Here is a 13,610-nt window from a genome sequence, read left to right as displayed (position 1 = left end):
CTTAAGACTTTCTATCTTTAGTTTACCGGGCAACGGGGTATTGAGCAACCGCCGGAAGGATAATTCCGGCCTTCCCTTTCAGGTTCCGCCTCTCCGATTTACATAAAAAAGCCTTTTCTAAGCAACACTTTATACTGATCTTCCAAACGGTCAGCCCCAAGGAGGCTGTCAAATGCAAGCTTGGAAAGAGAAATATGCTTCAATATCCCTTCTGATCATGGCTTGGCGGATTATTGTGTCATAGCTGATCAACAAGACATCCTCCCCTTTCCCGGCTCTCCATAGTATTTCTTTATCGCTCATGGTATATTGAGGAGTACATTATTAGAGGACGGAGAATGCTTCCATGAATACAAGACGAAATCCCAAAGAGGGTTCCAAACGCGGCGTGAGGCCCGGAATGAATGCCAAAACCCAGCACAAGCGCGGTACAAGAGGGCCAAATGGCAAACCGGGCGGTACACCGGGAGCAGCGGCCAAAGCACCGGTGCCCGTTAAATCGTATACGGTGGAGGAGCCTGCCGAGCTGCTGGCTTTTTTGCTGAAGACCCTTGTAAGCCGCGGACGCAATTCCATTAAGTCCATGCTCTCCCGCGGGCAGGTATCGGTAAACGGCAAAGCCGTAACCAAACATAATTTCCAGCTGCATCCGGGCCAAACCGTAACCATTGATTTTGAAAAGCCAATCCAGGCGAAGGAAATGATCGGTCTGACCATTGTTCATGAGGACGACGATCTGATTGTGATTCAAAAGGAAGCCGGGCTGCTCTCCATCGCCACCGGCGAAGACAATGAGCTGACTGCCTACCGCCAGCTGATGGAGCATGTCCGCCAGAGCAATCCGCATAACCGTGTCTTTGTGGTGCACAGACTGGACCGCGATACTTCCGGTGTAATGATGTTTGCCAAAAGCGAACAGCTGCAGCAAACGCTGCAGAATACATGGAAAGAAACGGTGAAGGAACGCTCCTATGTGGCATTGGTGGAAGGCGTTGTCAAAAAAACGGAGGGAACCATCAGCTCCTGGCTGAAGGAAACCTCAACGCTCAAAATGTATTCCAGTCCCCATGAAGGGGACGGCCTGCATGCCGTGACCCGCTATAAGCTCATTCAGGGCAACCGCCACTTCTCTTTGCTGGAGGTGCACCTGGAAACCGGGCGCAAAAATCAGATCCGCGTGCATCTGTCCGATATCGGACATCCGATTGTCGGAGACAAGAAGTATGGTGCGGAGACAAAAGCTGTCGGCCGGCTCGGGCTGCATGCCCGCCTGCTCTCCTTCGTACATCCGGCCTCCGGGGAACTGCTCACGTTTGAGAGTGCCATCCCCAAGACATTCCTGAAATACTCTGCACCGGCACCTTCGAACTGAACTCACTGATTCTACCAGGGGGAACTCCGTCAGCAACATTTTTCACTATAATTACGTCATGATACAATATAGAGAAACGTAAGAAGGTGCGGTTTATGTTCCATCCCACTGTATTTGACAACATCAAAATTGCTTTTGAAAACCAGATTTACGATTACGATAACCTGGATGGAATTCTTACCGTGACGGACCGTGCCGATCTGCTGAACCTGGCGCTGATGTCCCGCGAGTTCAGCCTGTCCTTCAAGCTGGCCGGCAGCAGAAATGTGACGTCACAGGTAGTTCTGCTCTCCTCGGTGAAGGAGCTGAGCGACGAAATTCTGGAAACTTCCGGCAGTGATCCCGGCTGCGGCCTTGTCTTGCGCTTTTTTATGGAGATCCGGAATGTGAACGGCCAGTGTGCAGCCGCCCGGCAGATCCTCAGCTCGATTTGGGGGCCTGATCTCCAGCCCGTTCAATCCCTCACTTACCGGTACGGCCAGGAAGACGACACGTACAACAACTGCATCGAGCTGAAGTTCAACAGGCAAATTACCGAAGAGCAAATGGAGGATATCCCCAATCTTCTGAAGTTTCTCTTGCAGAGTGCAGAGGAATTGGAGAACATCTATTAACGATAACGGGGTGAAGAGTTCATGGACTTCCTGCCAACCGCCAAAAGCAAACGCTGGTCCCTCTGGATTCCTGTGTATGCGCTTGTTCTCTGGCTGCTGCTGATGCTGAACCGTTTTGTCTTGCTGGACAATGATTTCAGCCCCCTCCTTCTTGCGAGGTATGCCGCTCTTGCACTTGGTGCATCTATAGTTGTGAACGGCTTTGGCTGGCTGGGCGCACGGCTGGTCTGGGTGATCACTACAGCAGGCATTGTAGCCGGGCTGGGGCTTATGATGGTCTATACGCACCGGGAAATGTCCGGCTGGGAGGATCTTGCGGGTTTTCTTATGTTTGTAATGTTTGCACTGGGCGGATTTGCGGCCGGGCTGCTCGCAGAGGGAATCTTTTGGCTGATCAGACATCGGCGCAAGCCTTAGAACCAAATACGCTGCATCAATTCAATATATCACCAGCATCACATAAGGAGGTGGATACCCGTGTCCAATTCCCTTTTGACCAAAAAAGCACTCGCCCATTCCCTGAAGACCCTGATGGAGCATGTTCCGCTGAACAAAATCTCCGTCAAGCATCTGGTGGACGATTGCGGTCTCAACCGTCAGACGTTCTATTATCATTTTCAGGATATTTTTGGGCTGCTCGGCTGGATTTACCAGACGGAAGCCGTGGAGAGCATCGCCCAGTATCGCAGCTATAATACATGGACGGACGGGTTTTACCGGATTTTTTGCTACATCGAAGCCAACAAGGCCTTCTGCTGCAATACGCTGGACTCCCTGGGCAGAACGCATCTGGATGCATATCTGTATGATGTGACGAACGATCTGATTATGGGTGTGATTGAGGAGCTTGCGGGTGAGATGGAGGTTGACGTTGAGGATAAGCGGTTTATCGCCAATTTTTATACGCTGGCCTTTACGGGCCTTGTGATCCAGTGGATGCGCGGCGGCATGAAGGATGATCCGAAGGTGATGATCGGTAAGCTCAGTGTGCTGATTGAAGGGAATTTTACGAAAGCGCTGCATCAATACGAGAAAAAGCTGTCGTGACCGTTTCCGGTCCGGCGGCTTTTTTCGCTTCTCCGCCCTTCAATAGTTGTCGGAAAACCTTACACTTTGCTCCAAGTGACCAAAATTCATACACTCGCAGATTATTGGCCATACCCTGTGCGGCAGCCTTGGTTTACATTAGGGACAGCAACATCAAACAGCAACCCTATGGAGGCGACACACAGTGAAAAAAGAGTACGGTAACAGCCAGGTTTATTTTGTCGGCGGCGGCATTGCATCCCTTGCAGGTGCAGCCTATCTCGTCAGAGACTGTGACTTTCCCGGACAGAACATTCACATTATTGAAGAGATGAAGATCCTCGGCGGCAGCAATGACGGCGCGGGCAGCGGGGAACAAGGCTATGTCATCCGGGGCGGCCGGATGCTGAACGATGAAGCCTACGAGAACCTGTGGGAGCTGCTGAGCACCATTCCTTCAATCGACCATCCGGGGCAATCGGTGCGGGAGGAAATTACCGCCTTCGATGACGCTAATCCCACACATGCCAATGCCCGCCTGATCAATAAGAACGGTGAAGTCGAAGATGTGCTGTCGATGGGCTTCGATATGGCCGACCGTCTGGCCATGGGCAAGCTGATTATCACGCCTGAGGACAAAATGGGCAAAGCACGGATCAACGACTGGTTCGCTCCGCACTTTTTCCAGACGAATTTCTGGTATATGTGGGCAACGACGTTTGCCTTCCAGCCTTGGCACAGTGCGGTTGAATTCAAAAGATATATGCTCCGCTTTATGCATGAATTTCCGCGCATTCAAACACTTGAGGGGGTTACCCGTACCCCTTATAACCAATATGATTCGATTATTCTGCCGCTGCACAAGTATCTGGAGCCTTTCGGCGTAGACTTCACTCTGAAATGCACCGTCACCGATCTGGATTTCAAAGACGGCGACGGCATTACGGTTACGAAGATGCATGTGCTGCGGCAGGGCGTTCCCGATGTCATTGAGATTGCTGAAGGGGACCGTGTGATCGTTACGAACGGCTCCATGACCGAAGGCTCCAGCCTCGGTTCCATGACAACCGCTCCGCGCCTGAACGGCAAGGGCAGCTCCTGGAAGCTGTGGGAGAATATTGCCGCCAAAAAACCGGGTCTGGGCAATCCTTCCTCCTTTGACGATCATGTAGACGGCTCGAAGTGGGAATCCTTCACCGTAACGTTCCAGGACTCGGTCTTCTTTGATCTTATGGAAAAATTCACACGCAACCGGGCCGGTACAGGCGCGCTCGTAACCTTCAAGGATTCCAGCTGGTTCATGTCTGTGGTGCTGGCCTTCCAGCCGCATTTCCGCAATCAGCCGGAGCATGTCAAGGTTTTCTGGGGTTACGGGCTGTACCCGGACAAAGTCGGCGACTTCGTGAAGAAAAGAATGTGCGACTGTACCGGGGAAGAAATTATGCAGGAGCTGATCGGCCACCTTCATTTCGAAGCGCATAAGGAAGAGATCATGGCTACCGCTAACTGTATCCCTTGTATGATGCCATACATTACCGCCCAGTTCATGCCGAGACTGAACAGCGACCGGCCTAAGGTGGTTCCCGAAGGCTCCACCAACCTGGCTTTTATCAGCCAATTCTGCGAAATCCCGGATGATGTCGTGTTCACCGAGGAATATTCCGTCCGTGCAGCCAGAATTGCCGTATACACGCTGATGGGTGTGAACCGCCCTGTGGAGCCGATCAACCAGTATCAATATGATGTGCGGACGTTGTTCTCAAGCTTTGTGACTTCATTCAGATAATTGTGCTGCTTCAGACTCCAATGTAACATTCGCATTTGAAAAAGCCCCCTGCCGTCCGGCAGGGGGCTTTGGTGTGCTGCATTCAGGCTGCGCCAATCAGCCAAGGGGCCGGGCAGGCTGCCCAAGGCCGGGCATCTGCCCCTCAGATGCTGCAGGAGCCGTCATCGCAGCCTTCGGCATCCGGGGCTTTGGACTGAGGTTGTCCGATCACCTGAAGCTCAGGTGTATTCTTCTCTTCAGCCCAGACCGTATCCAGCACCTCGGAGAATACAGGACCCGGCTGAGCGCCCGATACGGCATATTTATTATTGAAAACGAAGAACGGTACGCCCGTGATATTCAGCCGCTGTCCTTCCGCAATATCGGCTTTAACAGCATCCGCGTAAGCGTCTGTTTTCAGCATCGCCGCAGCTTCTGCTTCATCGAGTCCAACCTCGGCTGCCAGGGAAGCCAGCTCCTCATGGTCCGCCAGGTTGTGCCCATCGGTAAAATAAGCACCCAGCAGCCGCTCGGACATCTCAGCACCTTTGCCTTTGGCGGCAGCATAGTGGGCCAGGCGGTGGCTGTCAAAAGTGTTCGTATTCTGCACGGTATCAAAGTTGAACTCCAGACCAACGCCTTTGGCTTGCTCTGCCAGTTGAGCGTTCGTGGCTATCGCTTTCTCACGGGTCATACCGTATTTGGCAGCCAGCATATCATACACATCCTGGGTGGCCTGCACCGGTGCGTTCGGATCGAGCTGGAAGCTGCGGAAGACCACTTCTACCTTGTCTTGTCCTTCAAACTGGCTCAGCGCGTGCTCCAGCCGTCTTTTGCCGATATAACAGAATGGACAGGCATTATCGGACCATATATCTATTCTCATGGGGATTCCTCCTGAATCTTAGTAACTAAATTTAGTTTACTTACAATTGTATAGTTAAAAATAGAAAATTACAAGTAGCTTTCATTTGTAAGGCCTTTTCCCAATAAAACGCAAACAAGCGCCCTGCTCCACAATCTAGTTACGGAGCGCAGAGCGCGGTTGACCGATCATCCGGTTACACACATGACACGACTATCTGCATGAACGGTTTACACAGGAGTACTCAGCTCCGGAGCGAAGCTGTCACCGCCAGTATGGGCCGCCGAAGGGTCAACACCTAAGCTTTCCTGCAGCAGATTGTACAGCCGCGCCCCGATGATCTCCTCTGAGTAGTCGGAGCGGACGATCTGCAGGGCAGCTTCCCCCATCTCCGCGCGCAGCTCCGGATTTCCGAGCAATGTATCCAGTGAAGCCGCCAGCGCGGACGGCTCCAGCCCTTCGGCGAGCAGCCCGTTTACCCCATGCTGCACCAGCCCGCGCACCCCCATCACATTAAAAGCAACCGTTGGCAGTCCACAGGCGCCGGCTTCCAGGATGACCAGCGGCAGCCCTTCATACCGGGAGGGCAGCACGAACAGCTCGGATATACTGTAGTAGCTGGCCAGAATATCCTTGTTGCGGATCGTGCCGAGGAGAATAATGCGGTCCTCCAGATTCTTTTCCTTGATCAGCGCCCTTAGGCTCTGCTCATCCGGCCCTCCGCCAGCGATCAGTACCTTCAGGTCCGGAATATGCCTGAGCTGCTCCACAGCTTGAACCAGCAGGGAATGGCCCTTCTGATATTCGAACAAACGGCCCACCGTGATCAAATACCTATTCTTCGGGTCCAGCCCAAGCGCCGCCAGCGCCTGCTCCTTGTCCCGCTTATAAAAAATCGCTGAATTCACAAAATTGGGCAGCAGCCGTATCCGTTCTGCGAGATGCGGGAAGTGGCTTACCATGCTGTTCTGCTCATCCTGATTAAGCGTTGTCAAAAAGGAAGCTTTGTGCAGCGTATGCTTCTTAATAGGCAATATCCATTTATGTATGCTGCCTCCGTGATATGCGGCAATGATGGGAATGTTCAGCTCCTTGGCCGTTGAAGCCAGCCGTTCAAAACGTCCGGATGCATATTCCTGGGCATAAATCAGGCTGATCCCGTCCCCGCGCAGAATTCCGGCCAGATCCTTCTGAATCGTGGAGATATATTGAGAGATAAATTTGCCGATGGGTGTCCGGTGGGAGAGCGGGATCAGGCAATACGACTTATAGAGTCTGCCCACAGGAATGAATTTAATGGTGCAATCCACAATACCATGCTGATAAGTGCGGACCTCATCGCCAACCCGGGTGAAATTGTAGATGGTGGTGCGGATGCCTTTGGTATGTAAGAGACGCGCATAGTCGAAAGAAAAATCGTTATGATACGAACTTACATATTCCTCTTCACTGAGACCCAGACCCTTTACGAAGAAATCTTCAAAGTAATTAGTATGCATAAAGATCCCGACATGCATAACGTCTCCTCCTTAAAGTTTTTTAGCATTTACTCCCTGCATCTGCTGCGTAAAAACTGGCTTCGGAAGCGTACACTTAAGTTTTGATAGCCTAAGTCTCCTAGATCCACTTCGCAAAACTGGCACCGGAAGCACTGAACCCATTTCGCAAAACCGGCACCGGAAGCATATACCTAAGCTTTGTCCACTAGTTCGTATTACTCAAAATCACCTGCAACTAATTTCCTAATTATTATAATCGCAAACGCTATAAAAAAAAGTAAACGAAAGTGGTATATACGTCCTACCTGAAGGGGGGTACACTTAGAGCAACGAGAAGTTTCGGTGCATTATATTATGGTAAAGCGGACGCCGAAGGCGTCCCGGAAGGAGTCAGCGGCATGCATGATGTGTCTATCGTAATTCCCACGCGCAACCGGATCAAAGATCTTACGCTGTGCATTGAATCTATCGGCAGGCAGACCGATCTTGAGGATGTCTCGATTGAGCTGCTGATTGTAGACGATGGTGATATTGAGGAGCAGGTGCTGGAGTATTTCCGCAAAGTGCTGAACCGGATGCCTCAGGCGGAGCTGCGTTATTACCGCAAAACCAAGCCCGGTGTCTGGCTCTCCCGGTATGAGGCGCTGGGACTGATCGATGGAGACATTCTGCTCAGCTTCGACGACGACGCCGAACTGGATGATCCGCTGTACATCCGCCGGATGCTGGATACCTACGCGGCGGACAAGTCAATCGTCGGGGTCGGAGGCATAGCCAAAGGCATGTCCAGCAGCAGATCCGGCAAGCTGCTCGGTATGCTGACCTGCCAGATGTCGGCTTCGCCAGGCCGATTGTCTGCCAGCACACTTGCAGGCTCCCTGCTCCTTTGGGGAGAGACAGAGGATACCTTTGAAACGGATTTTTTCCATGGCTGCAATATGTCATTCCGTGCTTCGGCGCTGAAGGACATGAAGCCTTATCCCTGGATGACCAGCTATGCAGTAGCTGACGATATTTACATGTGCCATCTGGCCAGCAAATACGGCAAGCTGGTGATCAATCCGGATATGAAGATTACCCACCACGAGTCACCAAGCTCCCGCGACAAGGCGGGCCGGGTCGCGCGGGCGACTGCCGTCAACCATTATTATCTGCTGAATCTGCGCAAAGCCCCGGTGAAAAATTACGCCGCCCTGCTGTGGACGCTGACGTATCTAACCGGCAAATCGACATTGAAGCGCAACTTCAATGCCGTTTCAGGCTACCTCAGCGGCATTCTCTTCGTACTGAACCCCCGCAAGAACAAGTACCGAGAGTATATGCTGGACTAGGCACGAACCGGCTGCATGAATCAGCTAGGCTTGGACCTGCTAGGCTTGGACCTGCTAGGCTATCCTTCATTGGATAGCCTAGCTGTTTGGAATTTAAGTTTTTGGCTACCCGGGAGCAAGCCAAGTAGAAAAAGTAAACTTAAATCTCCCTCCTCCCCCTTTTACAGAGGTATAGGATGGAAAAAGGATAACTAATTCTGCCGATTCCCTGGAACTCAGGAAATTCCGCCTAAATTAACTTTACTTTTTCCCACTATTCCCTCAGCAGAAAGCTTTTTCGCTGATTTAAGTGGACTAATTCCACTTCACTTCCCTCGCCTACCTGCAACCCCTGGAGACTACTTCCTTCCTCCTTCCTTCCTTCCTTCCTTCCTTCCTTCCTTCCTTCCTTACTTCCTTACTTCCTTCCTTTCTTACTTTCTCACTTTCTTACTTGCCTCTTACTTCCTTTCTTACATTTCTTGCTTTCTTGCGCCCTTTTTTCCTCCTTCCTTCCCCGCCTTCTGAATCCATGGCCCCTCGCGATTAAGTAGAATTTACAGCTCCTGAACGATTATATCCTTCTGCAGCTTGAGGCTAACTTTTACGCGCTGTATCTACATATAGAAGAAACATCATAATTTCCTGAACAACAAGAATAAAAAATAAAAAACTCCCGTTCCCCTTAGGAAGGACTGAAAAGCTAGCCTTTCAGTAACCTTCCCCTCAGGAGCGGGAGTTTCCGTAATATGTCTGACGTTTGTTCAGCTCCGCATCAGGGGGAACTCTTATTGTATGCCTGATCTTTCGATCATCTCGGCCCCTAGAGGCAAAGTCTTGCAGTATGCCTGAACTTTCGCTCAGCTCCGCATCAGGAGCGGAATCCTGCTGCATCCTGATCTTTCGCTCAGCCCTCCAGAGAATCTGACCCTTCACATATCCTTACTTCACCAAGGGTTGCCCTAGACCGCAAGCTCTTTAGAAGGTGCTGCAGTGCGCTTGTTCTGGCGTGCAAAGTACAGGAAGGTGAGCGCCAGGAAGATCACGGCGTAGATCAGCAAGTAGACAATTTGCTCTCTCATCAATGCGTAGTCTCCGCTGCCGATGATGGCCTTGTAGCCGACGATGCTGTGCGTCATCGGCAGCCAAGGATTGACCTTCTGCATCCAGCCTGGCAGCATCTCCAGCGGGAAGGTGCCGGCGCTTGAAGTCAACTGGAAGATCATCAGTACAATCGCCAGGAAGCGTCCCGGATTATCCAGCCACGTAACCAGTGCCTGAACAATCATCGTGAAGCTGAAGCTGACGATCAGCGTGAACAGGAAGAAGAGTGGTGCACTCTGAACCTCCAGCTTCAGGCCATATAACAAGACCACATCGGCAAGAAGCGATTGAAGGACGCTGACCATCACGAAGGTAAGTGTCCGGCTCAGGAATCTGCCCATCGGCGAAGCGCCCGGAACATTTGAATCGCGCAGTGAGAATACAGTACTGAACACCAACGCTCCCACGAACAGGGCAAGCGACAAGAAATACGGTGCGATTCCCAGTCCATAGTGATCCAGCTTATGATCCGTCTTCTCTGTGAGCTTCACGGGCTCGGCGAACATGTTCACCGTGTCATCCCCGGATTTCACGCTGGAAGTGTCCGCCGCGGCGTCGGTCAGCTTCGCCGCCAGTTCGCCGCTTCCGCTGGCCAGCTTGCCCGCGCCGTCCTTGAGCTCTCCTGCGCCATCCTTCAGCTTGACCGCGCCTTCAGAGAGGCCGTCTACGCCCCCCGCAAGCTGGGTCAGCCCTTGCCCCAGCTGGACGGCGCCTGTGTTCAGCGCCGCAGCCCCGGCAGCCAACTTGCTGCCGCCTGCGCTGGCCTGATTCAGCTTCTGGCCGAAGGTCTGCAGCCCTGTGGCCAGCTGGGAGCCGCCGTCGCTTAGCTGCTTGGCGCCTGCAGCCAACTGCTGCTGTCCTGCGTCCAGCTTCGTACTGCCGGCCAGCAGCTGCTCCTGTCCGGTGTGCAGCTGCTGGCTGCCTGCGGCAACCTGCCGGCTTGCAGCAAGCAGCTGCTGGAACTGCTCGTTCTCCTGCAGGCCGGGCGTTGCCACCATCATCTGCTCCAGCCCTTTGGCCACCTGGTCCGCACCGGCGGCAAGCTGGCTGCTGGCCGCTTCAGACGCGGTCAGTCCCTCCTTCAGCTGGCTGCTGCCCGTCATCGAGGCCAGCAGCCCTTCGTTCAGCTCTGCCGCGCCTTTCTGCGACTTCACAGCACCCGCCTGAAGCTGCTGCTCAGCCTTGACCAGCTGGCTTAATCCGCTGGCCAGGTCTGTCGTTCCCTGCGTAAGTGTACCTGTGCCCTGCTTCAGGCTGCCCGCGCCATTATACAGCAGCTTCAATCCGCTTTGCAGCTCGGTTGTGCCGCTGGCCAGCTTGTTCAGGTTGGTCTTCAGCGTGGACAACCCGCCCTGCAGCTTGCCTGCTCCATCCTTGAGCTTAGTTGCACCTTCGCCTGCATCTCCAAGGCCATCCGAGATCGTGTCCACCTGCTCGAACATGCTGCGGGTATAAGCCGCTGTAATCTGGGTGGACAGCTTCGCCTTCAGCTTGCTCATCGCACTGTTGCCGATTTGCCCGGCGACAAAGTTATAGTCACTGTTCGGCTCGAACACAATCTCAGCCTGAACCGGATGCTCCTCAGTCAGTGTTGTCGCATTTTCGGAAAAGTTGGCGGGAATCGTAATGGTCATATAATAGCGGTTATGGGCCATGCCATCCTCGGCTTCGGCCGCATTAACGAAATTCCACTTGAAGTCGTCGTTGTCCTTCAGCTCATCCACAAAATCCTTCCCCACTTCCATGGATTTGCCTTCATAGACAGCTCCCTTATCCAGGTTAACAACAGCAACAGGGAGCTTGCTTGTATTGCCGTAAGGGTCCCAGGAGGCATCCACCAAAAAGCTGCTGTACAGCATCGGCAACGCCGCAACACCCAGTAAAGTGAGCACAAGCATGGGCTTGGTCAATAGTATTTTCATATCCTTCAGAAATACAGTAATAGCTTTCATCGCCGGCACCTTCTATCTCTTGTTTGTAAATTCGTGAAAATTTTCATAATCAATCATAATAATCGGAAAAAAATAGCCCTTGCAGGCTGTGTGGCTGGGCTTTTAGACCAGTATGCCATTTGAAATAAACAGAATCATATGCTCCTTGATCCGGTTTTTGTCCAGTGGCTCATGCTCCTTGTTCCATTCCGTGGTCAAAGCCAAGTATAGCCGGAAAATCATAAACGCTGCCACGCTGGCATCACAAGGCTTCACTTCCCCGCGCTCCATTGCCTGCTCAATCTGCCGCCGCAGGAAATCCAGTGCATATTCCTCCATCCGTTTAACTCCTTCAAGCGCCTGCACCGTACCGATATCGCGCACTTCCTGAGCCAGCTTGACGAACAGCTCATGATCGGAGCGGAATTCCAGAATGGAGTCGAGCAGATTGAACAGCTTCTGGATAAAAGTGTTGTCCTCCGCCGCCAAACGGTTCATGACCGAGGTCAGCTCCTGGGAGGCCTTGTCCAGAATTTCTTCGAATAATTCTTCTTTTGTTTTGAAAAAGGTATAAATCGTGCCTTTGCCTACATTCGCGATTTTGGACACTTGATCCATAGTCGTGGCTTTATAGCCAAACTGTACAAAGGATTTGGTCGCCGCCTGCAGAATTAATGCTTTGCGGTCGATGGACATGGCTCAAGCTCCTTTCCTTCCTAATCAGGCAATAATTGACTAAATTTTATTTTTGGTCAGTCGGTCATCAATCAATTTAACATGTCTGCGCCGATATGACAACAATTTTAAGTAAATTTCTGCCCCTAGCTGAATCCCACTTATTATCTTATGCCCAAAATGTCTTGAAATAAGTATCCATTGCCTGCTGATCTGGGGTATTATAGTAAGGATGTGATCAAGAAACTAACTTTATGGATGGTGGAACATGCTCAAGAACAAAAAATCGACACTTCTCCTCGTCGTTGTCGTCATTATCATCGCTCTGTCAGTCACAGCCTGCGGCAGCAACAAGGACAAGAACAGCAGTCCGGAAGAGACCGCCGGCGGTGCCAAGATCTCCACAGATGGCGGAACGAAGTCCCTGGAGCAGACGTTTTATATTTATGATACCGTCGTGAATATCAAAGTTTTCGGCGACAAGGCCGAGCAGAAAAATATGGATGACATCCAGCAGATGCTGGAGCGCATGGATAAAGAGTTCAGCCGCACCAAGGAAGACGGAGAGTTGTATGCGGTGAATAAGGCTGCCGGGAAAGAGGCCGTTGCCGTCTCCGATGAAACACTGGATATTGTTAAGCAGTCGCTGAAATACGCCGAGGAAATGGACGGGCTGTTCGATCCGACAATCGGCCCGCTTGTGGATCTGTGGAATATCGGCAACGGCGGAGAATCGGTTCCTCCTCAGGCGGAGATCGACAAAGCCAAGGCATTGACCAATTATAAGGATGTTATTGTGGATGAGGCGGCGAAGACCGTCAAGCTGGCCAAAGAAGGCATGGTGCTGGATATGGGCGGGATCGGCAAGGGGTATGCAGCCGACCGCATTGCCGATTATTTGAAAGAGCAGGGGCTCGACAGCGCAATGATCAACCTTGGAGGCAGCAGCATTATTGCGCTTGGGAACAAGCCTAACGGATCGCCCTGGAACATCGGCCTGCAGGACCCGGATCAAAGCCGCGGCACCCAGCTGGGAACAATCAAAATTTCGGATGAGGTGATTGATGCCTCCGGTGTGTACGAACGGTTCTTCATGCAGGACGGTGTACGTTATCACCACATTCTTGACCCGCGCACAGGGTTCCCTTCCCAGAATGGGCTGAAAAGCATCACCATTATGAGCCCCAACGCAACCGATGCGGATGCCCTGTCTACCGGAGTGTTCCTTATGGGCCTGGAGGATGGCATGAAATATCTTGAATCGCTGCCGGAGAAGGTGGACGCCTTCTTTATCACGGACGACAACAAGATCTATGCAACTTCCGATTTGAAAAAAAGACTGCAGCTCACTGACCCGACATATACGTTTGCCAACTAAACAGCTGCTTCTGTGATCATCTGCAGAGGGACAGGCCCTCTATCTTCTCAAAAATTTAAAACGTCAAAAGA

11 protein-coding genes are annotated in these 13,610 nt (G+C 52.0%); 7 read left to right on the top strand and 4 right to left on the bottom strand.

The features are described 5' to 3' along the window. The first annotated feature begins 346 nt into the window (after positions 1 to 346). The 5 genes from BLQ82_RS10030 (at position 347) to BLQ82_RS10010 (ending at position 4,798) form a co-directional block, all read left to right on the top strand. Positions 347 to 1,372, top strand: coding sequence for an RluA family pseudouridine synthase (locus tag BLQ82_RS10030; protein WP_062523910.1), 1,026 nt, complete (start codon positions 347 to 349; stop codon positions 1,370 to 1,372). 95 nt (positions 1,373 to 1,467) lie between these two features. Continuing rightward, positions 1,468 to 1,986: a hypothetical protein gene (locus BLQ82_RS10025; RefSeq protein WP_062523909.1), complete on the top strand. Its 519-nt coding sequence runs from the start codon at positions 1,468 to 1,470 to the stop codon at positions 1,984 to 1,986. A 21-nt stretch (positions 1,987 to 2,007) separates the two neighbouring features. Continuing rightward, on the top strand, positions 2,008 to 2,403 hold the full coding sequence (locus BLQ82_RS10020; protein WP_062523908.1) for a hypothetical protein: 396 nt from the start codon (positions 2,008 to 2,010) through the stop codon (positions 2,401 to 2,403). 60 nt (positions 2,404 to 2,463) lie between these two features. Continuing rightward, complete coding sequence (locus BLQ82_RS10015) at positions 2,464 to 3,033, top strand: TetR-like C-terminal domain-containing protein (RefSeq protein ID WP_062523907.1); 570 nt, start codon at positions 2,464 to 2,466, stop codon at positions 3,031 to 3,033. A gap of 184 nt (positions 3,034 to 3,217) precedes the next feature. Then, positions 3,218 to 4,798, top strand: a complete 1,581-nt coding sequence (locus BLQ82_RS10010; RefSeq protein WP_062523906.1) for an oleate hydratase — start codon at positions 3,218 to 3,220, stop codon at positions 4,796 to 4,798. A gap of 142 nt (positions 4,799 to 4,940) precedes the next feature. On the opposite strand, the gene BLQ82_RS10005 is transcribed toward BLQ82_RS10010, so the two are convergent. Continuing rightward, positions 4,941 to 5,663 (bottom strand): DsbA family oxidoreductase, encoded by a 723-nt coding sequence (locus tag BLQ82_RS10005; protein WP_062523905.1) that lies wholly within the window; start codon positions 5,661 to 5,663, stop codon positions 4,941 to 4,943. Positions 5,664 to 5,872: 209 nt separating this feature from the next. Next, the gene (locus BLQ82_RS10000) at positions 5,873 to 7,159 is read right to left on the bottom strand and encodes a glycosyltransferase family 4 protein (protein WP_062523904.1); all 1,287 of its coding nucleotides are present in this window, start codon (positions 7,157 to 7,159) and stop codon (positions 5,873 to 5,875) included. 380 nt (positions 7,160 to 7,539) lie between these two features. Between BLQ82_RS10000 and BLQ82_RS09995 the strand changes: the two genes are divergently transcribed. Next, positions 7,540 to 8,472 carry a glycosyltransferase family 2 protein gene (locus tag BLQ82_RS09995; protein ID WP_062523903.1) on the top strand — a complete coding sequence of 311 codons (933 nt, stop codon included), beginning with the start codon at positions 7,540 to 7,542 and terminating at the stop codon, positions 8,470 to 8,472. Positions 8,473 to 9,413: 941 nt separating this feature from the next. Here BLQ82_RS09995 and BLQ82_RS09990 read toward each other — a convergent pair. Together BLQ82_RS09990 and BLQ82_RS09985 are read right to left on the bottom strand one after the other, a co-directional pair. Beyond that, positions 9,414 to 11,507, bottom strand: a complete 2,094-nt coding sequence (locus tag BLQ82_RS09990; protein ID WP_074648108.1) for a YhgE/Pip domain-containing protein — start codon at positions 11,505 to 11,507, stop codon at positions 9,414 to 9,416. Between the two features lie 102 nt (positions 11,508 to 11,609). Then, entirely contained in the window at positions 11,610 to 12,182 is a 573-nt protein-coding gene (locus BLQ82_RS09985; RefSeq protein ID WP_062523901.1) for a TetR/AcrR family transcriptional regulator, read from the bottom strand. 247 nt (positions 12,183 to 12,429) lie between these two features. Here BLQ82_RS09985 and BLQ82_RS09980 point away from each other — a divergent pair, with 247 nt between their 5' ends. Then, complete coding sequence (locus tag BLQ82_RS09980; RefSeq protein ID WP_062523900.1) at positions 12,430 to 13,539, top strand: FAD:protein FMN transferase; 1,110 nt, start codon at positions 12,430 to 12,432, stop codon at positions 13,537 to 13,539. The last annotated feature ends 71 nt before the right edge of the window (positions 13,540 to 13,610 follow it).

Source organism: Paenibacillus jilunlii (assembly GCF_900102965.1).
Taxonomy (GTDB): domain Bacteria; phylum Bacillota; class Bacilli; order Paenibacillales; family Paenibacillaceae; genus Paenibacillus_AQ; species Paenibacillus_AQ jilunlii.
Note: the sequence above shows the minus strand (reverse complement) of the source record. Positions and strands in the feature narration are given on the sequence as shown.